The organism is Luteococcus struthionis (genome assembly GCF_048595755.1).
In the GTDB taxonomy this organism is placed as follows: domain Bacteria; phylum Actinomycetota; class Actinomycetes; order Propionibacteriales; family Propionibacteriaceae; genus Luteococcus.
In genome coordinates, this window is sequence record NZ_CP184360.1 from 153943 (window position 1) to 177097 (window position 23155).

22 protein-coding genes are annotated in these 23155 nt (G+C 67.5%); 9 read left to right on the top strand and 13 right to left on the bottom strand.

Going from position 1 to position 23155, the window contains the following annotated elements:
• Positions 1–28 precede the first annotated feature (28 nt).
• The 3 genes from ACOAMO_RS00740 to ACOAMO_RS00750 form a co-directional block, all read right to left on the bottom strand.
• The gene (locus tag ACOAMO_RS00740; RefSeq protein WP_420175687.1) at positions 29–775 is read right to left on the bottom strand and encodes an SDR family oxidoreductase; all 747 of its coding nucleotides are present in this window, start codon (positions 773–775) and stop codon (positions 29–31) included.
• A 242-nt stretch (positions 776–1017) separates the two neighbouring features.
• Positions 1018–1359, bottom strand: a complete 342-nt coding sequence (locus ACOAMO_RS00745; RefSeq protein ID WP_420175688.1) for a hypothetical protein — start codon at positions 1357–1359, stop codon at positions 1018–1020.
• A 95-nt stretch (positions 1360–1454) separates the two neighbouring features.
• Entirely contained in the window at positions 1455–2441 is a 987-nt protein-coding gene (locus ACOAMO_RS00750) for a heme o synthase (RefSeq protein ID WP_420175689.1), read from the bottom strand.
• Between the two features lie 211 nt (positions 2442–2652).
• Here ACOAMO_RS00750 and tal point away from each other — a divergent pair, with 211 nt between their 5' ends.
• The 4 genes from tal (at position 2653) to pgl (ending at position 7137) form a co-directional block, all read left to right on the top strand.
• A complete protein-coding gene (gene tal / locus ACOAMO_RS00755) occupies positions 2653–3768 on the top strand; it encodes a transaldolase (protein WP_420175690.1) in 1116 nt (371 codons plus the stop codon).
• A 110-nt stretch (positions 3769–3878) separates the two neighbouring features.
• Positions 3879–5414: a glucose-6-phosphate dehydrogenase gene (gene zwf / locus ACOAMO_RS00760; RefSeq protein WP_420175691.1), complete on the top strand. Its 1536-nt coding sequence runs from the start codon at positions 3879–3881 to the stop codon at positions 5412–5414.
• Positions 5415–5425: 11 nt separating this feature from the next.
• Complete coding sequence (locus ACOAMO_RS00765) at positions 5426–6406, top strand: glucose-6-phosphate dehydrogenase assembly protein OpcA (protein WP_420175692.1); 981 nt, start codon at positions 5426–5428, stop codon at positions 6404–6406.
• Positions 6403–7137: a 6-phosphogluconolactonase gene (pgl, locus tag ACOAMO_RS00770; RefSeq protein WP_420175693.1), complete on the top strand. Its 735-nt coding sequence runs from the start codon at positions 6403–6405 to the stop codon at positions 7135–7137. The genes ACOAMO_RS00765 and pgl overlap by 4 nt, the downstream gene beginning before the upstream one ends.
• An 85-nt stretch (positions 7138–7222) precedes the next feature.
• On the opposite strand, the gene ACOAMO_RS00775 is transcribed toward pgl, so the two are convergent.
• The 9 genes from ACOAMO_RS00775 to uvrC form a co-directional block, all read right to left on the bottom strand.
• The gene (locus tag ACOAMO_RS00775; protein WP_420175694.1) at positions 7223–7579 is read right to left on the bottom strand and encodes an RNA polymerase-binding protein RbpA; all 357 of its coding nucleotides are present in this window, start codon (positions 7577–7579) and stop codon (positions 7223–7225) included.
• Positions 7580–7654: 75 nt separating this feature from the next.
• The gene (gene secG, locus ACOAMO_RS00780; RefSeq protein ID WP_420175695.1) at positions 7655–7897 is read right to left on the bottom strand and encodes a preprotein translocase subunit SecG; all 243 of its coding nucleotides are present in this window, start codon (positions 7895–7897) and stop codon (positions 7655–7657) included.
• Between the two features lie 146 nt (positions 7898–8043).
• A complete protein-coding gene (tpiA, locus tag ACOAMO_RS00785; protein WP_420175696.1) occupies positions 8044–8838 on the bottom strand; it encodes a triose-phosphate isomerase in 795 nt (264 codons plus the stop codon).
• Positions 8838–10049, bottom strand: a complete 1212-nt coding sequence (locus tag ACOAMO_RS00790; RefSeq protein WP_420175697.1) for a phosphoglycerate kinase — start codon at positions 10047–10049, stop codon at positions 8838–8840. The genes tpiA and ACOAMO_RS00790 overlap by 1 nt, the downstream gene beginning before the upstream one ends.
• A gap of 124 nt (positions 10050–10173) precedes the next feature.
• Positions 10174–11178: a type I glyceraldehyde-3-phosphate dehydrogenase gene (gene gap, locus ACOAMO_RS00795; RefSeq protein WP_420175698.1), complete on the bottom strand. Its 1005-nt coding sequence runs from the start codon at positions 11176–11178 to the stop codon at positions 10174–10176.
• 204 nt (positions 11179–11382) lie between these two features.
• Positions 11383–12369, bottom strand: a complete 987-nt coding sequence (whiA, locus tag ACOAMO_RS00800) for a DNA-binding protein WhiA (protein ID WP_420175699.1) — start codon at positions 12367–12369, stop codon at positions 11383–11385.
• A gap of 198 nt (positions 12370–12567) precedes the next feature.
• Entirely contained in the window at positions 12568–13515 is a 948-nt protein-coding gene (locus ACOAMO_RS00805) for a gluconeogenesis factor YvcK family protein (RefSeq protein WP_420175700.1), read from the bottom strand.
• Between the two features lie 4 nt (positions 13516–13519).
• On the bottom strand, positions 13520–14401 hold the full coding sequence (rapZ, locus tag ACOAMO_RS00810) for an RNase adapter RapZ (RefSeq protein ID WP_420175701.1): 882 nt from the start codon (positions 14399–14401) through the stop codon (positions 13520–13522).
• 40 nt (positions 14402–14441) lie between these two features.
• Entirely contained in the window at positions 14442–16421 is a 1980-nt protein-coding gene (uvrC, locus tag ACOAMO_RS00815) for an excinuclease ABC subunit UvrC (protein ID WP_420175702.1), read from the bottom strand.
• 128 nt (positions 16422–16549) lie between these two features.
• On the opposite strand from uvrC, the gene ACOAMO_RS00820 reads away from it, so the two are divergent.
• Both ACOAMO_RS00820 and ACOAMO_RS00825 read left to right on the top strand, forming a co-directional pair.
• Positions 16550–16951: a Rieske (2Fe-2S) protein gene (locus ACOAMO_RS00820; protein ID WP_420175703.1), complete on the top strand. Its 402-nt coding sequence runs from the start codon at positions 16550–16552 to the stop codon at positions 16949–16951.
• A 61-nt stretch (positions 16952–17012) separates the two neighbouring features.
• A complete protein-coding gene (locus ACOAMO_RS00825) occupies positions 17013–17414 on the top strand; it encodes a Rieske (2Fe-2S) protein (RefSeq protein WP_420175704.1) in 402 nt (133 codons plus the stop codon).
• A 59-nt stretch (positions 17415–17473) separates the two neighbouring features.
• On the opposite strand, the gene uvrA is transcribed toward ACOAMO_RS00825, so the two are convergent.
• Positions 17474–20479: an excinuclease ABC subunit UvrA gene (gene uvrA / locus ACOAMO_RS00830; RefSeq protein ID WP_420175705.1), complete on the bottom strand. Its 3006-nt coding sequence runs from the start codon at positions 20477–20479 to the stop codon at positions 17474–17476.
• Between the two features lie 114 nt (positions 20480–20593).
• Between uvrA and ACOAMO_RS00835 the strand changes: the two genes are divergently transcribed.
• The 3 genes from ACOAMO_RS00835 to ACOAMO_RS00845 all read left to right on the top strand — a co-directional run bounded on the left by ACOAMO_RS00835 (position 20594) and on the right by ACOAMO_RS00845 (position 23131).
• Positions 20594–21340 carry a maleylpyruvate isomerase family mycothiol-dependent enzyme gene (locus tag ACOAMO_RS00835; protein ID WP_420175706.1) on the top strand — a complete coding sequence of 249 codons (747 nt, stop codon included), beginning with the start codon at positions 20594–20596 and terminating at the stop codon, positions 21338–21340.
• Positions 21340–21969 carry an MBL fold metallo-hydrolase gene (locus ACOAMO_RS00840; RefSeq protein WP_420175707.1) on the top strand — a complete coding sequence of 210 codons (630 nt, stop codon included), beginning with the start codon at positions 21340–21342 and terminating at the stop codon, positions 21967–21969. The genes ACOAMO_RS00835 and ACOAMO_RS00840 overlap by 1 nt, the downstream gene beginning before the upstream one ends.
• 184 nt (positions 21970–22153) lie before the next feature.
• Complete coding sequence (locus ACOAMO_RS00845; protein ID WP_420175708.1) at positions 22154–23131, top strand: TerC family protein; 978 nt, start codon at positions 22154–22156, stop codon at positions 23129–23131.
• Positions 23132–23155: the final 24 nt, after the last annotated feature.

Below are 23155 nucleotides of genomic sequence, written 5' to 3' on the forward strand. Positions count from 1 at the left end.
GCCGCTTCCCGAGCCTGTCGAGGGGGATTCACACCCTGGTCGGGTTGAACCCACCGTCGCTGAACAACCGCTGCCCATTGATCCAGCTGCCCTGCTCGCTGAGCAGGAAGGCGACCAGGTTGGCGGTGGTCTGTGGCCCTCCCAACCGTCCACCGGGCGTCATCGCCGACAGTTCTTCCCGGGTGGCCTCACTCATCCAGCCGGTGTCGATGGGCCCCGGATTGATCACATTGCACCGGATGCGACGGTCAGCCAGCTCGGTGGCACCGGCGATGACGAGCCGGTCCAGCGCCCCCTTGGTGACCCCGTAGGGAAGGTTGAAGGCGGTGTGGTCACTGGTCAAGGCCAGCACCGCTCCCCCATCCGGACCGGCCTGTTCCGCGAACGCGCGAGCCAGCAGCCACGGGGCGCGCACATTGACCGCGTAGTGCCGGTCGAAGCTCTCGACCGTGGTGCTGAAGTAGTCCGAGTCGACGCTCTCACAGTGGCTCATCACCAGCGCTCCCAGGGTGCCAAGTTCTGCTTGGGCACGCTCGACGACGGTGGCGGGCACCTCCGGATCCGACAGGTCACCCGGCACCAGCGCCACGCGGGTGCCGGTGGCGCGCAGCTCGTCGGCGAGCAGTTCGACGTCGGCGTCCTCGTGCATCACGCGCCGGTCATAGGCGGCATGGAAGCCCAACGCCAGGTCCCAGCCGTCGGCGGCCAGCCGTCGGGCGATGGCGGCCCCGATGCCCCGTCGCCTGCCCACCCCGGTGACCAATGCTGATCCCATGCCGATTCCCTTCGTCGTTCCCCCACAACCCTACGAAGCCGCGCGCCGCACCACCACCGGATTTCGTGGTCCCCACCCGGCCATCTCTGCCCGAGCCGTCAGTTCTCCGCCGCTGTCCACCACGCGCCACCCCGGGGCGCTGCGCCCGCTCCATGGATCGACGCCGAACGCGCCTTCGGGCCGCGAAGTCGCTCCGTCCGGGCAAGGTCAAGCGGAGCCCGACCCACGCCGTGTGCATGCCCTCAGCCTTCGGCGAGCTCATGTGCCCTCCTCACGAGCATCTCCATCGCCCGATCCGCCATGAACCGGTCCTCAGCTCCGGGATCGTTGCCGAACAGGTATTCGTCATCCAGCTCCACCAGATCCTGCAGCCCTTCGGGACCCTGATGGCCGATGAGGTGCAGGTCGGCGAGGAATTGCTGACCACTGGTCCTCCCGACCAGGAAGTCTCGTGCCGCGCGACGGGCGAAGTCCCACGGATCATCCGCGGCAAGACGTCTGCGCGCTTCCTGCGTCGAGAACCACATGTACAGATCATCGCAGCCACCACTCCAGCCGCGAGACACTTCGCGCCACTGGGTCACGGATCGCACATGCGCCACACGCGGGCGGAGTGCCCCGATGTGGCGCGGAGTGAACGGTGCTTGGTGAGGCACCACGGGGGCGGATCCCCCTGTGCTCAGAAGACCAGCGGGTCGATGGCGATGGCGAGGAAGAGGATCGCCAGGTAGCTGTTGGACCAGTGGAACAGGCGCATCGCCTTCAGCTCGGTGTCCCGCTTGCCGGCCTTGGCCCGCTTGAGCAGGAGCCAGGCCTCCCACAGGAAGACGGCGCCGGCGATGATCGCCACGGCCGGATAGATCCAGCCGGTCTCGGCCACCGGCCACACCAGCAGTGTGGTGAGCACCGTCAGCACCGAGTAGAACAGGATGCGACGGCACACGCCCACGGCGTCCATCACCACGGGCAGCATGGGCACATTGGCCGCCGCGTAGTCCTCGCGGTAGCGGAAGGCCAGCGCCCAGGTGTGCGGCGGCGTCCAGAAGAAGACCACCAGGAAGAGCAGGATCGGAGCCCAGCTCACGCTGCCGGTGATCGCCGTCCAGCCGATCAGCGGAGGGAAGCAGCCGGCGATGCCGCCCCAGACGATGTTCTGGCTGGTGCGGCGCTTGAGCCACATCGTGTAGACGAAGACGTAGAAGGCATTGGCGCCCAGCGCCAGGCCCGCCGAGAGCCAGTTGGCACCCAGCCCCAGCACCAGCGTGGAGACGACGGCCAGGACGATGGCGAAGAGGTAGGCGTTGCGGGTGGAGACCCGGTGACGCGGCATCGGGCGGCGGCGGGTGCGGCGCATCACCTCGTCGATGTCGGCGTCGAGGATGCAGTTGAAGGCATTGGCGCTGCCGGCGCTCAACATGCCGCCGACCATGGTCCACAGGGCCACCCACAGCGGGGGCACTCCCCCGGCTGCCAGGAACATCACCGGCAGGGTGGTGGTGAGCAGCAACTCGATGATGCGCGGCTTGGTGAGGGCGACGTAGGCCTTGACGACGTCGGTGAAGCTTGCCCGGCCCTGCGCCTGCGCCTGCGCACCATCGTCCACCGTGGCCCCGGGTGCACCCTGCTGCGGTGCTCCGGTCTTGTTGGTGGTGTGCTGCGTGGTCACGTGGCTCCGTCCTCCCCGGGCGCGGCCTTGGCCATGCTGCCCATGCCCTGCTGCGGATGCAGGACAACTCCCCGGGATTCTACGCCGTGATGGGCGGAAAACCGATTCTGTGCCAGTGGAGGCAACACCCTGCAGTCCCTTCCCCACCCCGTCGGCCCTGTCTAGGGTGCAAGACAAAGAGATCACCCACTTCACCACCGCAGGAGGAATCGTGAACGAGCGACTCAAGGCCCTGGCCGACGCTGGCGTCTCCATCTGGCTGGACGACCTGTCGCGCGAGCGTCTGACGAGCGGAAATCTGGCGCAGCTGATCGCCGAGGAGTCCGTCACCGGCGTCACCACCAACCCCACCATCTTCGCCGCCGCCCTCAGCAATGGCGAGGCCTACGCCGAACAGCTCAAGTCGCTGGTCGCCGCCAATCCCCAGCTGGGCGTGGACGAGGCGATCCGTGAGCTGACCACCAGCGACGTGCGCGATGCCTGCGAACTGTTCGCAGAGCTCAACGAGCAGACCGACGGCGTCGACGGCCGTGTCTCCATCGAGGTGGAGCCGGGCATGGCGATGGACTCCGACGCCACCCTGGCCCAGGCCAAGGAGCTCTTCGAGAAGGTCGACCGCTCCAATGTGCTGATCAAGATCCCGGCCACCAAGCCCGGACTGGAGGCCATCCGCAAGACGATCGCCGCCGGCATCAGCGTCAACGTCACGCTGATCTTCTCCATCGAACGCTACCGCGAGGTGCTCGACGCCTGGCTGTCGGGCCTGGAGGACGCCCTGGAGGCCGGCCTGGACATCGACGAGATCCACTCGGTGGCCAGCTTCTTCGTCTCCCGCGTCGACTCCGAGGTCGACAAGCGCCTCGACGAGATCGGCAGCGACGAGGCCAAGGCGCTCAAGGGCCAGGCCGCCATCGCCAATGCCCGCATCGCCTACGCCGCCTGGCTCGAGGTGATGACCAGCGAGCGCTGGGGCGTGCTCAAGAACCGTGGCGCCCACCCGCAGCGTCCGCTGTGGGCCTCCACCGGCGTCAAGGACCCGTCCTACGACGACACCATGTACGTCACCCAGCTGGTGGCCGACGGCTGCGTGAACACCATGCCCGAGAAGACCATGGAGGCCGTGGGTGACCATGGCGAGATCACCGGTGACACCATCAGCAACAACATCGATGCCGCCATCGACACCATGGGCAAGCTCGCCGAGGTGGGCATCGACATGGACGACGTCGTCGCCAAGCTCGAGGAAGAAGGCGTCTCGAAGTTCATCGTCTCGTGGGACGAGCTGGTCGGTACCGTAGGTTCTGCAGTGGAAGCCGCCAAGGCCTGAGTTCCATCGTCACACCTTGGGAGGCCCGTGACCCGGTCCCAGCACCGGGCGCGGGCCTTGCCCATGCCGCGACGCGCCCCCGCCCATCCGTCCCCCTTTCAGGAGTCCCAGTGAGCGAAGACGAACGCATCAACCCCCTGCGCGACCCGCTCGACCGTCGCCTGCCCAGGATCGCCGGCCCCTGCGCCTTGGTGATCTTCGGCGTGACCGGAGACCTGGCCGGCAAGAAGCTGCTGCCCGCGGTCTACGACCTGGCCAACCGCGGCCTGTTGCCCCCCGGCTTCGCCCTGGTGGGCTATGCCCGGCGTGACTGGGACGAGGAGGCCTTCGCCCAGGTGGTGCTGGAGTCCGTCAAGGCCCACGCGCGCACCCCCTTCAAGGAGGAGGTGTGGGAGCAGCTGCGCCGCGGCATCCGCTTCGTGCAGGGCAATTTCCGCGACGACGAGGGTTTCTCGTCGCTGAAGGCCACGCTGCGTGACCTCGAGGAGAGCCAGGGCACCGCGGGCAACAATGCCTTCTACCTCTCGATCCCGCCGGGCAGCTTCGACGGCGTGGTGAGCAAGCTGCGCAAGCACGGCCTGGCCAAGCAGGACGGCGGCCGGTGGAGCCGCGTCATCATCGAGAAGCCCTTCGGCCATGACCTGGAGAGCGCGCAGGAACTGAACCGCATCGTCGGCAGCGTCTTCCCCCCGGAGTCGGTCTTCCGGATCGACCACTACCTGGGCAAGGAGACGGTGCAGAACATGTTGGCGCTGCGCTTTGCCAACCAGATGTTCGAACCGATCTGGAACAACAACTACGTCAGCCACGTGCAGATCACGATGGCCGAGGACATCGGCATCGGCGGGCGGGCCGGCTACTACGACGGCATCGGCGCCGCCCGTGACGTCATCCAGAACCACCTGCTGCAGCTGATGGCCCTGACGGCCATGGAGGAGCCCAACAACTTCGACGCCGAACAGCTGCGGGCCGAGAAGCGCAAGGTGCTGGCCGCCGCCTCCACCCCCGCCGACCTGGCCGCGCACACCGCGCGGGGCCAGTACCTGGGCGGATGGCAGGGCGGACAGAAGGTGCGTGGCTACCTGGAGGAGGACGGCATCGAGCCCGACTCCACCACCGAGACCTATGCCGCGATCCGCGTCGACGTCGACAACCGCCGGTGGGCCGGCGTGCCCTTCTACCTGCGCACCGCCAAGCGGATGCCGCGTCGCGTGACCGAGATCGCGCTCAACTTCAAGCGCGCCCCGCACCTGCCCTTCGCCGACACCGACACCACCGAGATGGGCACCAATGCCCTGGTGATGCGGATCCAGCCCGACGAAGGCGTCACCATGCGCTTCGGGGCCAAGGTGCCGGGCACCGCCATGGAGATCCGCGAGGTCAGCATGGACTTCGGCTACGGCGGATCCTTCACCGAGAGCTCCCCCGAGGCCTACGAGCGGCTCATCCTCGACGTCCTGCTGGGCGACCCGCCGCTGTTCCCCCAGCATGAGGAGGTGGAGCTCGGCTGGAAGATCCTGGACCCGGTCCTGGACTACTGGGCCTCCACCGGCGAACGGCCCGAGGGCTATGCCGCCGGCACCTGGGGCCCACCCAGCGGCATCACGATGCTGGCCCGTGACGGTTTCAACTGGCGACGTCCCTGAAAGGCACGACGATGATCATCGAACTCAAGGAGACCTCCACCTCCCAGATCGCGCGCGCCATCCAGAAGGCGCACCAGCGCACCGGGAACACCGCGCTCGCCTTCACCCTGGTGGTGGTGACCCAGGAGAAGCACTACGACAAGGTCTTCCAGGCCTGTCTGCAGGCCGGGGCCGAGCATCCCTCGCGGATCCTGCTGGTGGTGCACGGCAATGGCGACGAATCGCGCCTCGACGCGGAGATCCGCACCGGCGAGGGCATCCCGGGAGACATCGTCACCCTGCGGATGCACGGCGAGCTGGCCGAGCACAGCGGATCGGTCGTGCTGCCCCTGCTGCTGCCCGATTCGAAGGTGGTCGCCTGGTGGCCCAACGAATCGCCCGAGCACCCCTCCGACGACCAGGTTGGCGCGCTGGCCAACCGTCGCATCACCGATGCGGCGGGAGCCCGCAATCCGGTGGATGCGGTCACCATCCGCGCCCGCTACCACTCCCCCGGTGACACCGACCTGACGTGGACCCGGCTCACGCCGTGGCGGGCCCTGCTGGCCGCCGCCGTCGACCAGTACCCGGGCCGGGTGCGCAAGGTGACGGTGGAGGCCGCCCGCGACAATGCCCCGGCCGAACTGATGGCCGCCTGGTTGCAGGCCCGGCTGCAGGTGCCGGTCGATCGGAAGGTCACCAAGGGCCCCGGCATCACCGGTGTTCGCCTCAACACCGCCGCCGGTGACATCGCCGTGGTGCGACCCCCGGGGGCCAACACGGCGAGCTACCTGGTTCCCGGCCAGCCGGAACGCGAGGTGGCCCTGAAGCGCCGCGACATCAACGAGCTGATCACCGAGGAACTGCGCCGGATGGATCCCGATGCCATCTTCGAGCAGGCGACCCAAGTCTTGCTGGACCGTCACAAGCAGACGCTGGAAGAATCGACGGGAACCGGTGATGCGCCGGCCAAGTCGAAGAAGACCAGTCGCTCCCAGGGAGACACGCAATGACCACGCCTCGCGTACTGCGACATGAGGACACCGACCAGCTGGTGGCCGATGCGGCTCAGCACCTGCTGTCCACCTTGTTGCAGCTGCAGGACAGTCAGGAGACCGTGCACCTGTGCCTGACCGGGGGACGCACGGCCAACCGGATCTACGAACGCTTCGCAGAGCTGGTCCCCGGTTCCGGGCTGCGCCCCGAATCCCTGCACCTGTGGTGGAGCGACGACTGCTTCGTCTCCACCACCGATCCCGATCGCAATGCGCTGCAGGCCTTGTCGATCCTGGCCCGCACCCTGCAACTGTCCAGCGCACAGACCCACCCGATGCCGGCCAGCGACGGCAAGGCCGATCCCACCGAGGCGGCCTATGCCTATGCCAATGACCTGGACGGGACCATCTTCGACATCTGCCTGCTCGGGCTGGGCCCCGACGGGCACGTCGCCTCGGTCTTCCCCGGGCGCCCACAGGGGCCCGACCAGGGCAGTTCGCTGGTCATCGGAGTGACCGACTCCCCCAAGCCGCCCTCGGAACGGATCAGCCTGACGCTCAAGGCGATCAACCGCTCCCAGCGGGTCTGGGTGTTGGTCAGCGGCACCGACAAGGCCCAGGCCGTCGCCGGAGCGCTGGGCGGGGACCCACAGCTGCCTGCGGCGCAGGTCCACGGGCAGCAGGAGACCTTGTGGTTCGTCGAGGAGGCCGCCGCCGTCGAGCTGCCCTTCTATCGCTGCGAACTGTGAGGGTGGGCGCACCCGCCCACCGCCGAAGAAAGGCCCCAACACGCCGAAGAGGCCCGGACACTCGTCCGGGCCTCTTCACGACTTGTCAGTAGATGACGTCCCCACGGGCACGACGATCGTGCAGGATCTGCAGCGCCTCCTCGAGGATGGCCTTGGCCTCCTCGTCGCTACGACGCTCCTTCACGTAGGCCAGGTGCGTCTTGTACGGCAGGATCTTCGGCGGGGGCGGCGGGTTCTCCGCGTCCGTGCTGGCCGGCAAGCCGCACCGAGGGCAGTCCCAGTCCTCCGGGATCGCCGCCTCGGCGGAAAAGGCGGGCCGGGTCTCATGTCCGTTCGAGCAGAAGAAGGAGACATACAGCCGAGGAGCGGCGTCTCCACGCTCCGCCTCGCCCATGGGTCCTGCTCCTACGCGGCTCCCCCGAATGGCGCTGCCACCTGCCACAGTTGTTCTCCTATTGTCACAAGTTCCACAAGATCTCCCGCGGGACGCGGGTGGCGCGGTCAGTGCGCCGGGGCCTCAGCTGGCGCGGTAGAGCAGCAGCAGACCGATGATGGTGATGAACCACAGCAGACCCACGATCACCGTCAGACGGTCGAGGTTGCGTTCGGCCACCGACGTGCCACCCATCGAGGTGGACATGCCACCGCCGAACAGGTCGGACATGCCGCCGCCACGCCCCTTGTGGAGCAGGATGAACAACGCCAGGATCACGCTCAACACGACCAAGACGATCGACAGAGTCATGATGGGCCAAGTCATCAGCGGTACCAGAATCACGTGGGCAAGCGTAACCCACCGGGCAAGCTTTTCCACATTCCGACGGCTCGTCGCACCGTGTCATCGGCGAACACGAGAACGGGGCGCCACCAGCGGTGACGCCCCGTTCGGGTTCTTGCAGCAGAGTCTCAGGCAGAGACGGCGGGCAGCTCGTAGAAGCGCACGATGCCGGCGAACTCCTCCGGATCGAGGCTCGCGCCGCCCACCAGGGCGCCGTCGACGTCGGGCTTGGCCATCAGCTCGCCGACATTCTTGGCCTTGACCGAGCCGCCGTACTGGATGCGCACGGCCTCGGCGGTCGGGGCGTCGTAGAGCTTGCCGATCTCCTCGCGGATGGCGCCACAGACTTCCTGCGCATCCTCGGGAGTGGCAACCTCACCGGTGCCGATGGCCCAGACGGGCTCGTAGGCGATGACCAGGTTGGCCACCTGGGCAGCGCTGATCCCGTCGAGGGCGCCCTTGACCTGGTCCAGCGTGTACGAGACCTGGTTGCCGGCCTTGCGCACGTCCAGACCCTCACCGACGCAGATGATCGGCGTCATGCCGTGCTCGATGACCTTCTTGGCCTTGGCATTGACCACGGCGTCGTCCTCGGCGTGGTACTGGCGGCGCTCCGAGTGGCCGACGACCACGTAGGAGCAGTTCAGCTTGGCCAGCATCGGGGCGGCCACCTCACCGGTGTAGGCGCCCTTGTCGTACATCGAGACGTCCTGCGCACCGAAGGCGATGGGCAGACGATCACCCTCGACGAGGGTCTGCACCGTGCGGATGTCGGTGAAGGGAACCAGCACGACGGCCTCGGACTTGGTCTCGTCGTAGCCCTTGTCCTTCAGGGTCCAGGCGAGCTTCTGCACCAGGCCGGTGGCCTCGACGTGGTCGAGGTTCATCTTCCAGTTGCCGGCCATGATCGGCTTGCGTGCCATCAGTTCTTTCCTTCCAGAACGGTCAGACCCGGGAGCTCCTTGCCCTCCAGGTATTCGAGCGAGGCGCCGCCACCGGTGGAGATGTGGCCGAACTCCTCGTCCTTGTGGCCCAGCTCGCGCACGGCGGCAGCCGAGTCGCCGCCACCGACGACGCTCAGGCCGTCGACCTCGGTGAGGGCCTTGGCCACCGCGGCGGTGCCCTTGCTGAGCTCCTCGATCTCGAAGACGCCCATCGGGCCATTCCAGACCACGGTCTTGGCGGTCTTGATGGCGTCGGAGAAGAGCTTCTCGGTCTCGGGGCCGATGTCCAGGCCCATCTGGTCGGCGGGGATGGCGTCGGCCTTGACGACGGTGACCTCACCGTCGACGGTCTTGGCGTCGAAGTCCATGCCCTTGGCGACGCGCACGTCGACGGGCAGCAGCAGCTGCTTGCCCGACTCCTCGGCCTGTTTGATGTAGCCCTTGCAGGCCTCGAGCGAGGCCTCGTCGAACAGCGACTGGCCGATCTCGTGACCCTGGGCGGCCAGGAAGGTGTAGGCCATGCCGCCGCCCACGATCACGGTGTCGGCGATCTTGAGCAGGTTGTCGATGACGGCCAGCTTGTCGGCCACCTTGGCGCCACCCAGCACGACGGTGAGCGGACGATCGGGATCGGAGAGCACCTTGGAGAAGACGTCGCCCTCCTTCTTCACCAGCAGACCGGCAGCGCTCGGCAGCAGCGTGGCGATGTCGTAGACCGAGGCCTGCTTGCGGTGCACGACGCCGAAACCGTCGGAGACGTAGACGTCGCCCAGCTCGGCGTACTTCTTGGCCAGCTCGACGCGCTCGGCCTCGTCCTTGCTCTCCTCGCCCTTCTCGTAACGAACGTTCTCCATCAGGGCGACCTCGCCGTCGGCCAGGGCCGCGACGGTCTCCTGGGCGGAGCTGCCCACCACGTCGGAGGCCAGCTTCACGTCGGCGCCGAGCAGCTCGCCCAGGCGCTTGGCGACGGGAGCCAGCGAGTACTTGGGGTTGACCTCACCCTTGGGGCGGCCCAGGTGGGCCAGCACGACCACGCGGGCACCGGCCTCGCGCAGCTCGTTCAGGGTGGGCAGTGCGGCCTTGATGCGGCCGTCGTCGGTGATGGTGTCGCCGTCCAGCGGCACATTGAAATCGCAGCGGATGACTACCCGCTTGCCCTTCAGATCGCCAAGATCCTTGATCGACTTCACGTCGGTCCTTCCGTCGAGGAATGGGTGGGGCGCCAACGCCCCGGATGTGGTGCAGGTGGTGCGGATGTGACGACGGGGCGGGACGCCGGAGCGTCCCACCCCGTCACACGGTTTGATCGGGAGATCAGGCCAGCTTGCTGCCGACCAGGGCGGTCAGGCGGACCAGCGAGTTGGAGTAGCCCCACTCGTTGTCGTACCAGGACAGGACCTTGACGGTCTTGCCGACGACCTTGGTCAGGGTGGCATCGAAGATGCTGGTGTGGGGATCACCGACGATGTCGGAGGAGACGATCGGATCCTCGGTGTACTTCAGGACACCCTTGAGCTCACCCTCGGCGGCAGCCTTCATGGCGGCGCAGATCTCCTCGACGGTGACCTCCTTGGAGGCCTCGAAGGTGAGGTCGGTCAGCGAGCCGGTGGGGGTGGGAACGCGCACGGCGAAGCCGTCGAACTTGCCCTTGAGCTCGGGGATGACCAGGGCGACGGCCTGGGCGGCGCCGGTCTTGGTGGGGATCATGTTCAGCGCGGCGGCGCGGGCGCGACGCAGGTCGCTGTGGGGGGCGTCGAGCAGGCGCTGGTCACCGGTGTAGCTGTGGATGGTGGTCATGATGCCGCGCTCGATGCCGAAGTTGTCGTTCAGCACCTTGGCCATCGGGGCCAGGCAGTTGGTGGTGCAGGACGCGTTCGAGATGATGTTCATCTCGTTGGTGTAGTCCTTGTCGTTGACGCCCATCACGAAGGTGCCGTCGACATTCTTGCCGGGGGCGGAGATGATGACCTTCTTGGCGCCGGCCTCGATGTGGGCCTTGGCCTTCTCGGCGTCGGTGAAGAAGCCGGTCGACTCGATGACGATGTCGACACCCAGGTCGCCCCAGGGCAGGTTCTTGGGATCGCGCTCGGCCAGAGCCTTGATCTTCTTGCCGTCAACGGTGATGGAGTCGTCGTCGAAGCTGACCTCGCCGTCGAAACGGCCCATCAGCGAGTCGTACTTCAGCAGGTGCGCGAGGGTCTTGTTGTCGGTCAGGTCGTTGACGGCAACGACCTCGATGTCGGCACCCTGCTCGATGAGGGCACGGAAGTAGTTGCGGCCGATGCGGCCGAAGCCGTTGATTCCAACCTTGACGGTCATGCGTTATCTCCTTCGAGATATTCGATTGCCTGCCGCCGTAGCGGAAGGCGTGTACGGACATCTCCGAGTGTAACGAATGGGCAAGGCCCGCGTGCGGCCAGACCGGATCCGCAAGTGGTATCACCGCAAGTGAACACGGGGTGAACAGCCCTCCAGCCGCTTCCTACCAAATGGTCGGAAGGATCAAATGCCTAGCCACACGCCTTAGCGGGCGTCGTCCAGCATCTCCGGGCTCAGGCTGGCCTCCGTGCCGGGAATTCCGCGCTCAGCTGCAACCTTGTCCGCGGTGGCGAGCAGGCGGCGGATCCGCCCCGCCACGGCGTCCTTCGTGAGGGACGGGACGTGCAGCTGCCCCAGCTCCTCCAGGCTCGCATTCTTGTGCTCCAGGCGTAACAGGCCGGCCGCCTTCAGGTGATCGGGGACGTCGTCGCCCAGGATCTCCAGCGCCCGCTCCACCCGGGCCCCGGCGGCCACCGCCGCCCGGGCCGAGCGACGCAGGTTTGCGTCGTCGAAGTTGGCCAGCCGGTTGGCCGAGGCACGCACCTCGCGTCGCATCCTGCGCTCCTCCCAGGCCAGCAGCGACTCGTGGGCACCCAGCTGGGTGAGCATCGCGGCGATGGCGTCACCGTCGCGGATCACCACCCGGTCGACATTGCGCACCTCTCGCGCCTTGGAACCGATCTGCAGTCGTCGGGCCGCGCCCACCAGCGCCAGCGCTGCCTCCGAACCGGGGCAGGTCACCTCCAGGGCCATCGAGCGGCCGGGCTCGGTGAGCGAACCGTGGACGAGGAAGGCGCCGCGCCAGGCGGCAACCTGGCAGCAGGTGCCACCCCCCACGACGATGGCGGGCAGCCCACGCACCGGACGCCCGTGGGCGTCGGTCAGGCCCGTCTGGCGCGCCAGGGACTCCCCTTCGCCGACCAGGCGCAGGGTGTAGCGGGTGCCGCGTCGGATCCCGGAACCGGTGACCATGATCAGGTCTGCGGTGAAGCCGTAGAGGTCCTGGATCGCCGTGCGCAGCCGACGGGCAGCCGCCCCCGTGTCCAGCTCGGCCTCGATCACGATCCGGCCACTGACGATGTGGATGCCCCCGGCGAAGCGCAGCATGCTGGCCACCTCGGCGCGTCGACAGCACGGCTTGGTCACCTTGATGGTGGCGAGCTCCGCCTTCACCTGCTGGGTCATGGCCATGGGGTCTGGATCCTTCCTACTGAACCGTGTGGACCATCCGGAATCCGGCCCCGCCCGGCACACCTGCCCTGACGGGCACGCGGCAGCGCGTTGGCCGGCCGTCCAGTCCTCCCCCGAGGCCTCGGGACGAAGCCCTCAGGGTGCCGATTCAACCACGTCGGGCCAACCGCGTCACCCGACGCCCGCCGCGGCATCCGCTCAGCAGCCCAGCACCTCCGAGTAGACCGAGGCCAGCCGCAGGGGATCGTGGCGGGCCGAACCATCCCGCATCGCGACGTCGGCGACCACGAGTTCCGCCCCCAGGGAGCTCACGAAGGTCTCCAGGTGGGCATCGGCGAAGGTCTGGTCTGCGATCACCACGTCGAGCCGCAGTTCGGGGGCGTGGTCGGCGAGCAGCTCGATGTGCCGCGAGGGGGTGAACCCGTCGGTCTCACCGGCCGACGACATGTTGAGGGTGACCACCTTGCGAGCGGGCGAGTTGACGATGGCCTGGGCCAGCTCCGAGACCAACAGGTGCGGCAGGACCGAGGTGAACCACGATCCCGGCCCCAGCACCACGAAGTCGCTCTCCATCACGGCCTGCACCGCATCCGGGCAGGCGGCGGCATCCTGGGGCTCCAACCGGATCTTCTGCACATGGGCGCGCGTCTTGGCGACGGTCGCCTGGCCCGCCAGCGTGCACACCTCGTCGGGGCGCAGCGGATCGAGCCCGATCACGTCCGCCTCGATGGTCAAGGGGGTCAGTGACATCGGCAGCACCCGGCCGCGGGTGCGCAACAGCTCCCCCACCTGGTCGAGGCCCGCCACGGGGTCACCCAGGTGTTGCCACAGCCCCGCGATCAGCAGGTTGCCCACGGCATGGCCGGCCAGGGGCCCGGTGCCCCCGAAGCGGGACTGCAGCACGTCGGCCCACTGCCGGCCGGCATGGTCGTCGCCGCACAGTGCGGCCAGCGCCATGCGAAGGTCTCCCGGTGGCAGGCAGTCGAACTCGGAACGCAGTCGTCCCGAGGAACCTCCGTCGTCGGCCACCGTGACCACCGCGGTGAGGCGTTCGGTGACGCGTCGCAGGGCGCTCAGGCTGGCATGCAGTCCGTGGCCACCGCCCAGGGCGGTCACGCACGGCCGGGCGGTACGCATCGAGCTCATCGCCTCACTCCTTGCCCAGGTCGCGGTGCATCACGGTGACGCCGATCTGCTTGGCACGCAGCCGACGCCCGAACTCCTCGCTCATCGCGGTGGAGCGGTGCTTGCCACCGGTGCACCCGATCGCGATGGTCACCTGGCGCTTGCCCTCGCGGATGTACCCGGGGGTCATCGTGTCGAACAGCGACTCGAGCTGGTCCAGGAAGGCCTCGGCCCCGGTCTGGGACAGCACATAACCGCTGACCGCCTCGGACAGACCGGTCTGCGGACGCAGCTCGGGCACCCAGTGCGGATTGGGCAGGAAACGCACGTCGAGCACCAGGTCGGCATCCAGCGGCAGTCCGTTCTTGAAGCCGAAGCTCATCACGGCCACCCTGATGCGGGCACCGTCGTCACCGCCATAGGCGTGGGCCACGCGGGCGGAGAGCTGGTGCACATTGATGTTGGTGGTGTCGATCACCAGGTCTGCCGAGGCGCGCAGCGTGGAGAGCATCGCGCGTTCCTTGACCACCCCGTCCAGCAACCGGCCATCGCCCTGCAGCGGCAGGGGGCGTCGGGTGGACTCCTGCCGCTTCACGATGGCGGCGTCGTCGGCCTCCAGGTAGAGCACCTCGATGTCGATGCCCTCCCCCGTCAGCTGCGCGAAGATCGACCCGAGCTGCTCGAACAGGGTGCGGCTGCGCACGTCGAGCACGACGCCGAGCTTGCCGATGTTGTTGTGGCGCGCCAGGTCGACCAGGTTGGGCAGCAGCGACGGCGGCAGGTTGTCCACGACGTACCAGCCAAGGTCCTCCATGGCGTGGGCGGCCGTGCGCCGACCGGCGCCGGACATGCCCGTGATGATGACGACGCGGGGGTTCAGGGGGCTCGAGGTGCTCACAAGGCCCATTATGGACGAGCCCACCGCCGGGAGGGGCCCTTCGGCGAGCTCAGGTCTCAACCACCTCACCAGTGGTGACGTTGATCGCCTCGCCCGGCGACTGTTCGGCCAGCGCCTGGCTCACCGCGGCCGCCAGCTTGGGACCGAAGCCCGGCACCAGGGCGATCTCCTCCTCGGTGGCGGCGCGCAGCTTGCGCAGGCTCCCGAAGTGCTTGAGCAGCGCCTTGCGTCGGGTCTCGCCCAGGCCGGGCACCTCGTCCAGCACCGACTCCACCATCGCCTTGCTGCGCCTGCCCCGGTGGTGGGTGATCGCGAAGCGGTGGGCCTCGTCGCGCAGCCGCTGCAGCAGGTAGAGCCCTTCCGAGGTGCGGGGCAGGATGAGGGGGAACTCCTCGTCGGGGATCCAGACCTCCTCGAGCCGCTTGGCCAGGCCCACCAGGGCGATCTCGTCCGACAGGCCGAGTTCGTCCAGCACCTGCGCGGCGGCCGCCACCTGGGGCTGCCCGCCGTCGACCACCACCAGGTGGGGGGCATAGGCGAACTTGCGCGGCGCACCGGTGGTGGCGTCCACCAGGACCGGACCGCCTTCGGCCTCCGCGCTCATCGACGCCCGGTCGTCCAGCAGGCGACGGAAGCGACGGGTCAGCACCTCACGCATGGCGCGCAGGTCGTCCGAACCGTCGAAGGAGCGGATCACGAAGCGGCGGTACTCGCTCTTGCGGGGCAGCCCGTCCTCGAAGACCACCATGGAGCCCACCACCTCGGTGCCCTGCAGGTGGCTGATGTCGTAGCACTCGATGCGCAGGGGCGCGGTGGGCAGCTCCAGGGTCTCCTGCAGCTGCTCCAGGGCGCGATTGCGGGTGGACAGGTCGCTGGCTCGCTTCATCTTGTGCTGCTGCAGCGCCTGCTCGGCATTCTTGGTGACGGTGTCCATCAGGATCCGCTTGTCGCCGCGTTGCGGCACGTGCAGGCGAACCTGGGCCCCGCGCTGTTCGCGCAGCAATTCCTCCATCGCCGCTCCCGAGGCCGGCATCACGGGCACCAGCACCTCACGCGGGATGGCACTGGCCACCTCGGTGTCGGCGGCGGCCGAGGCATCTGCATAGATCTGCAGCAGGAACTGCTCCACCAATTCCGCGGTGTCGGCATCGTCGGCCCGGTCGGCCACCCAGCCGCGCTCGCCCCGCACCCGGCCGGCGCGCACGTTGAAGATCTGTACCGCGACCTCCAGTGGGTCCTCCACCAGCGCGATCACGTCCGCGTCCGTGCCGTCGTCGAGCACGATCGCATTGCGTTCGGTGGCCTGCTTGAGCGCCTGCAGGGAGTCGCGCAGCACCGCCGCCTTCTCGAACTCCAGGTCTTCGCTGGCCTGCAGCATCTGCCTCTCGAGCTTGCGGGTCAGCTGACCGGTGCGGCCCGCCATGAAGCTGGCGAAGTCCTCGACCAGTTCCCGGTGGTCGTCCGGGGTGATGCGCCCCACGCAGGGGGCCGAGCACTTGCCGATGTAGCCCAGCAGGCAGGGCCGCCCGGCAGACTTGGCGTTGTTGAAAACCCCATTGCTGCAGGAACGCATCGGGAAGACGTGCAACAGGGCATCCACCGTCTCCCGGATGGCCCAGGCCTGGCCGAAGGGCCCGAAGTAGCGGTAACCCTTGCGCTTGCTGCCACGACCGACGAAGACCCGGGGGTATTCGTCGCTCCAGGTGATGCACAGCCACGGATAGGACTTGTCGTCGCGGTACTTGACGTTGAACCGGGGGTCGTACTGCTGGATCCAGGTGTATTCCAGCTGCAGGCTCTCCAGCTCGTTCTGGACCACCGTCCATTCCACCTTGGCGGCAGTGCGCACCATGGTCTGGGTGCGAAAGTGCAGTCCGGCGGGATCGGCGAAGTAGGAGTTGAGGCGCTGGCGCAGGTTCTTGGCCTTGCCGACGTAGATCACCTGGCCGTGGGCGTCGCTGAACCGGTACACCCCGGGATCGGTGGGAATCGTGCCCGGCTTGGGGCGATAGGTGGACGGATCGGCCATGCCGGCCAGTCTAGGAGGCCCCACCGACAGCCTGCCCCGATGGAGGACGCCTCGGTAGCTGCGGATAGATTGGGGCAGACCTCGTCACCGCCGACGAGCCCAGACCTGCTGACCCGATAGGAGATCCGATGAGCCCCACCCGTCGCGACGTGATCAAGACCGCGAGCCTAGCTGTCGGCGCCGCCGCCGGAGCCGGTGCCCTGACCGGTTGCTCCACGCCAGAGGAGATCGAGGAGGGAGCAGCGCAGATCGCAGCCTCCGAGGTGCCGGTGGGCAGCGCCAAGATCATTCCCGAGTCCCAGTACGTGGTGAGCCAGCCCACCGCTGGGCAGTTCAAGGCCTTCCAGCGGCTGTGCCCTCACGCCGCGTGCAATGTCAGCAAGGTGGAGAAGGCGGAGATCATCTGCACCTGCCACCATGCACGCTTCTCGGCCGAGGACGGCACCGTCCTCAGCGGCCCGGCCGAGAGCGGCCTGAAGCCGGCCAAGGCGAGCGTCCAGGGCGACACCGTCAAGGTCACCGACGCGTGAGGCGTGGGCATTGCCCAGCAGGGGTAGCGTTGGAGACACACCGAACCTCTAGGAGCCATTCATGAGTCCGTCCCGCCGTGACGTCCTGAAGACCGCCGGTCTGGCCGCGGGCGCCGCCGCCGGCGCTGGTGCCCTTGCCGGATGCTCGTCGCCCGAGCAGGTCCAGGCCGGGCCCGCCGAGATCAAGACCGCCGACGTCCCCGTCGGCAGCGCCAAGATCATCGAGGACTCCAACTTCGTGGTGAGCCAGCCCACGGCAGGCGAGTACAAGGCCTTCACCCGGATGTGCCCGCACGCCGGCTGCAATGTCAGCAAGGTTGAGAAGGCGGAGATCATCTGCACCTGCCACGATTCGCGCTTCTCGGCCGCCGACGGCAGCAAGCTCAGCGGGCCCGCCACGGGTGGCCTGGGCCAGGCCGTGGCCAAGGTCGAGGGTGACACCGTCAAGGTCTCGGGCGCCTGACGCACCTGCCCGCACACGATTGACGCCTCCCCACCACACGGTGGGGAGGCGTCGGTCGTCTACTGCTTCTTGGCCGTCGTCTTCTTGGCGGCCGTCTTCCTTGCTGGGGTCTTCTTCGCCGTCTTCTTGGCCGCCGTCTTCTTCGTGGTCTTGCTGGCCGTACTCTTCTTGGCGGTTCCACTCGAGTCCGGCAGCGCCGCGGGGGCCTCCCCCAGTGGCACCTCCCGACCCTCCAGGATGGGCGCCAGGAACTGCCCGGTGTAGCTGTCTGGGCAGGCCGCGACCTGTTCGGGGGTGCCCTCGGCCACCACCATGCCACCGCCCGATCCGCCCTCGGGCCCCATGTCGATCAGGTGGTCGGCGGTCTTGATGACGTCCAGGTTGTGTTCGATCACCACGACGCTGTTGCCCTGGTCGACGAGCTTCTGCAACACCCCCAAGAGCTTGCGGATGTCCTCGAAGTGCAGGCCGGTGGTCGGCTCGTCGAGCACGTACATGGTGCGCCCCGTGGAGCGACGCTGCAGTTCGGTGGCCAGCTTGACCCGCTGGGCCTCGCCACCAGACAGGGTGGTGGCGGGTTGGCCCAGCCGCACATAGCCCAGCCCGACCTCCACCAGCGTCTTGAGATGGCGTGAGATCGCGGTGTGTGCCTCGAAGAAGTCAGCCGCCTCCTCGATGGGCATGTCGAGCACCTCGGCGATGGTCTTGCCCTTGAAGTGCACCTCGAGCGTCTCGCGGTTGTAGCGCGCCCCCTGGCACACCTCACACGGCACGTAGACGTCGGGCAGGAAGTTCATCTCGATCTTGATGGTGCCGTCGCCCGAACAGTTCTCGCAGCGCCCACCCTTGATGTTGAAGCTGAACCGCCCGGCCTGGTAGCCGCGCACCTTCGCCTCCTGGGTGGCGGCGAAGAGCGTCCTGATCTTGTCGAAGACCCCCGTGTAGGTGGCCGGGTTGGAGCGCGGCGTGCGGCCGATCGGCGACTGGTCGACGTGGATGATCTTGTCGATCTGTTCCATGCCGGTGATCGAGCGGTGACGTCCCGGCACCGCCTTGGACTTGTAGATCCGCTGCGCCAGCGCTCGGTACAGGATGTTGTTGACCAAGGAGGACTTGCCCGATCCGGAGACCCCGGTCACGGCCACGAACTGCCCCAGGGGGAAGGACACGTCGACGTCACGCAGGTTGTTCTGGGTGGCACCGTGCACGGTGACGGCGCGACCGGTCGCGGGACGTCGCTGGGCGGGCAAGGGGATCGAGCGGCGCCCCGACAGGTAGGCACCGGTCACGGACTGCTGGTTGGCCAAGAGCTCCTCGACCGGGCCGGAGACCACCACGTGGCCGCCCCGCTCACCGGCACCGGGGCCGATGTCGACCGTCCAGTCCGCCACGCGGATGGTGTCCTCGTCGTGCTCCACGACGATCAGGGTGTTGCCAAGATCACGCAGCCGCAGCAGCGTCTGGATCAAACGGTGGTTGTCGCGCTGGTGCAGCCCGATGGAGGGTTCGTCCAACACGTAGAGCACGCCCACCAGGCCAGATCCGATCTGGGTGGCCAGCCGGATCCGCTGCGCCTCACCACCCGACAGGGTTCCTGCCGAGCGGGACAGGGTCAGGTATTCCAGGCCGACGTCGAGCAGGAAGCGCAGCCGCTCGTTGATCTCCTTGACCAGACGTTCGGCGATCTGCGACTCGCGCGGTGTCATCTCCAGCGCCTGCAGGAAGTCGGCCACGTCTCGGATCGACAGGTCGGCGAGCTCGGAGATGTTCTTGCCCCCCACCGTCACCGCCAGCGAGGTGGGCTTGAGACGCGACCCGTGACAGGTGGGGCAGGGCACCTCCCGCAGGTAGCCACCCCACCGGTCCTTGGCCGAATCGGTCTCGGCCTCGTCGAATCGACGACGGACATAGCGCAGCACACCCTCGTAGTTCTGGGTGAAGGTGCGGGTGCGCCCGAATCGATTGCGGTAACGCACGTAGACCGGGTCGCCGTCGCCCTGCAAGAGGATGGCGCGTGCCTTCTCGGGCAGCTGCTCCCACGGCGTGTTGACGGTGAAGCCGTGCTTGTCGGCCAGCGATTCGAAGACATGGGCATAGTGCGAGGCGACGTGGGCATTGGCCCACGGCGCGATGGCACCTTCGGCCAGGGACTTGCCGCGATCGGGCACCACCAGGTCTGGATCGACCTCGTAGGTGGTCCCCAACCCGGTGCAGGCCGGGCAGGCACCCCACGGGCCGTTGAAGGAGAACTGGCGCGGCTCGATCTCCTCGATCGAGATGTCGTGCTCATTGGGGCAGGCCATCTTCTCGGAGTATCGCCGTTCCCGTTTCGGGTCCTCGGCGTCCAGGTCGACGAAGTCGACGCCCACCACACCCTGCGCCAGACGCAGGGCCGTCTCCACGGAGTCGGTCAGCCGCTGCTTGGCGGTGGGCTTGACCGCCAGGCGGTCGACCACCACGTCGATGTCGTGCTTGTACTTCTTGTCGAGCGTGGGCGGATTGGTCAACTGGTGCACCTGGCCGTCCACCCGAACCCGGCTGAAGCCGTCGGCGGCCAGCTGGCGGAACAGGTCGGCGTGCTCACCCTTGCGACCGCGCACCACCGGGGCCAGCACCTGGAAACGCGTGCCCTCGTCCAGGCCCATCAGCCGGTCGACGATCTGCTGCGGGGTCTGCCGACTGATCGGTTCACCACACTCGGGGCAGTGCGGGTGACCGATGCGCGCATACATCAGGCGTAGGTAGTCATAGACCTCGGTGATGGTGCCCACCGTCGAGCGCGGGTTGCGGCTGGTCGACTTCTGGTCGATGGAGACCGCCGGGGAGAGGCCCTCGATGAAATCGACGTCCGGCTTGTCCATCTGTCCCAGGAACATCCGGGCGTAGGAGCTCAGCGACTCGACATAGCGACGCTGTCCCTCGGCGAAGATCGTGTCGAAGGCCAACGACGACTTGCCCGAACCGGACAGGCCGGTGAACACGATCAGCGCATCACGCGGCAGGTCGAGCGAGACATTGCGCAGGTTGTGCTCTCTGGCACCACGGACAACAAGGCGGTCATTCACATCCTCCAGAGTAGAGGGAGCCACCGACAGTTCCCTGCCATGGCGGCACTGCCGCGGTGCCGCACCGAGGATTCACAGTGGCCCCTGGCCGGACTGGCCGATAGGTTGGGAACCATGAACCTCGACTCGGTGGGCGACGCAGGGCGCATGCCCGTCAGCGCGACGTTGTCACTGCTGCGTCGTCGCAAGTTGGAGGCAACCCAGGCGCTGCTGGGTGACACCATCGCCATCGCGGACGACGACTGGCACGGCCCGAGTCGCCTGGCGGGCTGGACCCGTGCCCACGTGGCGACGCACCTGGCCCGCAATGCCGACGGGCTGCGTCGCGTGGTGGAGGGGGTGTTGGAGCAGCGCCCCGTGCACATGTACGCCGACGAGCAGACCCGGCTGCGCGATCTGGAACTGGGTTCCAGACGCGACGCCCTCGACCTGCAGATCGACCTCGACACCTCCGCGGGGCAGTTGAACTATGCCTTCGACCACCTGGAGGAGGCCGGCATCACCGACGTCGTCGAAGTGCGTCCGGGATTCCGGATGCCGGCACAACACCTGGTGGTGGCACGCCTCAACGAGGTGGTGCTGCACCGAATTGACCTGGCCCATGGCTTCCAGGCCACCGACGTGGACGCCGACCTGGCCCACTGGCTGCTGGAATGGAACTGTCGGCGCATCTCCGACCGCCCCGACTTCCCCGCCATCCAGGTGTCCAGCACCAGCGGTCTCACCGCCCGGCTGGGCACGCCCCACGGCGAGCCCACCGTGGTACGCGGCAGCGATGCCGGCTTGCTGGGCTGGCTGACCAGCCGCGCCGACGCCTCCCTGGTGGACGGCGCGGAGAACCTCGAATTCCCGGAGCTGTGATGACTCGCACCCTTGACCTGGGCGATGGCCTGCAACTGCGCACCACGGTGGTGGGGCCGATGGGCAACAACACCTACCTGCTGAGCACCCGTGACGGCGACGCCCTGTTGATCGACGCCCCGACCGAAGCGGAGACCATCAAGTCCCTGGTGGGCGACGCCACTGTGGGCACCCTGCTCACCACCCATCGCCACCCCGACCACATCGGTGCCCTGGCCGAGATCGCCGAGTGGACGGGGGCCCGCACCGTCTGCGGCACGCCCGACGCCCAGGCCATCGAGCAGGCGACGGGGGTGGCCTGCGAGGGGCTGTGGACCGGCGACGAGCTGCGGCTCGGGGAACACCGCCTCGGGATCATCGGTCTGGTGGGTCACACGCCCGGCTCGATCACCGTCGTCGTGCGCCCCTCCGCCGGCCCCGTCCAGTTGTTCACCGGGGACTCGCTCTTCCCTGGCGGGGTGGGCAAGACCGGCTCCCCCGAGGACTTCACCAGCCTGCTCGACGGTGTGGTGACGCAGGTCTTCGACGTCTTCGACGATGACACCGTCGTATGGCCGGGCCACGGTGACTCCACGACATTGGGCGCTGAGCGTCCCCACCTGTCGGAATGGCGCGAACGCGGCTGGTGATCCCTGCCGCTGTGCAGAATCTGGCAACAATTGAGCAGCAGGCCCCGTCCGTGGGAAGCTGACCCCCGGAGGGGAGTACTCCCACGAGCAGGGTCGACACCCCGATGCCCCATGCATCCGGTCCTGCGCCACCACGGTGGTGGAAGAGACCTCCTGAACTTTCCGCCCCTGTGAAAGGCTCTGGATGAACGTCCATCTGTACACTTGGCTCCTCACCGTCGGCATCATGTCCGCGGTGCTGCTGTTCGATGTCCTGGTCATCGGTCGGCGCCCCCACGAACCATCGATGAAGGAATGCGGCATCTTCGTCGGCATCTTCGTCGGCTTGGCGATCTTGTTCGGACTGGGCGTGTGGCACTTTTCCGGCGCGCAGTACGGCAAGGAGTTCTTTGCAGGCTGGCTGACCGAGTACAGCCTCAGCCTCGACAACCTGTTCATCTTCATCATCATCATGGCGAAGATGAAGGTGCCCCGTCACCTGCAGCAGTACGCCCTGCTGGTGGGCATCATCTTGGCGCTTGTCTTCCGTGGCATCTTCATCGCCCTGGGCAAGAGCATGATCGAGGCCGCCGCCTGGGTCTTCTTCATCTTCGGCGCCTACCTTCTCTACACCGCCTTCGACCTGGTCAAGGACTACTTCCAGAAGGACCATGACGACGAGGCCACCGAGAACATGCTGATCCGTTGGGTGAAGCGCACCTTCCCCTTCACCGACGACTGGCAGGGCACCAAGAGCTCGGTCAAGATCAACGGCAAGCGCTTCTTCACCCCGATGTTCCTGGTGATCGTCGCGCTGGGTTCCACCGACATCCTGTTCGCCCTGGACTCGATCCCCGCCATCTACGGCCTGACCAATGAGGCCTACCTGGTCTTCACCGCCAATGTCTTCGCCCTGATGGGTCTGCGCCAGCTGTACTTCCTGCTGGGCGGCATGCTGAACAAGCTCATCTACCTGCCGATCGGCCTGTCGATCATCCTGGGCTTCATCGGTGTGAAGCTGGTGCTGCACGCAGCGCACCACTACCACCTGGTGGGTGACTGGGCCGAGCTGGGGATCGAGCTCAGCCTGGGCGTCATCGTCGTGACCCTGCTGCTGACCACGGTCCTCAGCCTGATGAAGACCCGCAACATGACCGCCGAGGAGCTCGAGGCACAGCACTGAGCCAACTGCCCGCTCCGGGTCTGC

Coding starts and splice junctions, on each gene's coding strand:
- ACOAMO_RS00740 (WP_420175687.1), bottom strand. CDS start 775: ATGGGATCAGCATTGGTCACCGGGGTGGGCAGGCGACGGGGCATCGGG.
- ACOAMO_RS00765 (WP_420175692.1), top strand. CDS start 5,426: ATGATCATCGAACTCAAGGAGACCTCCACCTCCCAGATCGCGCGCGCC.
- pgl (WP_420175693.1), top strand. CDS start 6,403: ATGACCACGCCTCGCGTACTGCGACATGAGGACACCGACCAGCTGGTG.
- secG (WP_420175695.1), bottom strand. CDS start 7,897: ATGACTTGGCCCATCATGACTCTGTCGATCGTCTTGGTCGTGTTGAGC.
- tpiA (WP_420175696.1), bottom strand. CDS start 8,838: ATGGCACGCAAGCCGATCATGGCCGGCAACTGGAAGATGAACCTCGAC.
- gap (WP_420175698.1), bottom strand. CDS start 11,178: ATGACCGTCAAGGTTGGAATCAACGGCTTCGGCCGCATCGGCCGCAAC.
- whiA (WP_420175699.1), bottom strand. CDS start 12,369: ATGGCCATGACCCAGCAGGTGAAGGCGGAGCTCGCCACCATCAAGGTG.
- ACOAMO_RS00805 (WP_420175700.1), bottom strand. CDS start 13,515: ATGAGCTCGATGCGTACCGCCCGGCCGTGCGTGACCGCCCTGGGCGGT.
- rapZ (WP_420175701.1), bottom strand. CDS start 14,401: ATGGGCCTTGTGAGCACCTCGAGCCCCCTGAACCCCCGCGTCGTCATC.
- uvrC (WP_420175702.1), bottom strand. CDS start 16,421: ATGGCCGATCCGTCCACCTATCGCCCCAAGCCGGGCACGATTCCCACC.
- ACOAMO_RS00820 (WP_420175703.1), top strand. CDS start 16,550: ATGAGCCCCACCCGTCGCGACGTGATCAAGACCGCGAGCCTAGCTGTC.
- ACOAMO_RS00825 (WP_420175704.1), top strand. CDS start 17,013: ATGAGTCCGTCCCGCCGTGACGTCCTGAAGACCGCCGGTCTGGCCGCG.
- ACOAMO_RS00835 (WP_420175706.1), top strand. CDS start 20,594: ATGAACCTCGACTCGGTGGGCGACGCAGGGCGCATGCCCGTCAGCGCG.
- ACOAMO_RS00840 (WP_420175707.1), top strand. CDS start 21,340: ATGACTCGCACCCTTGACCTGGGCGATGGCCTGCAACTGCGCACCACG.
- ACOAMO_RS00845 (WP_420175708.1), top strand. CDS start 22,154: ATGAACGTCCATCTGTACACTTGGCTCCTCACCGTCGGCATCATGTCC.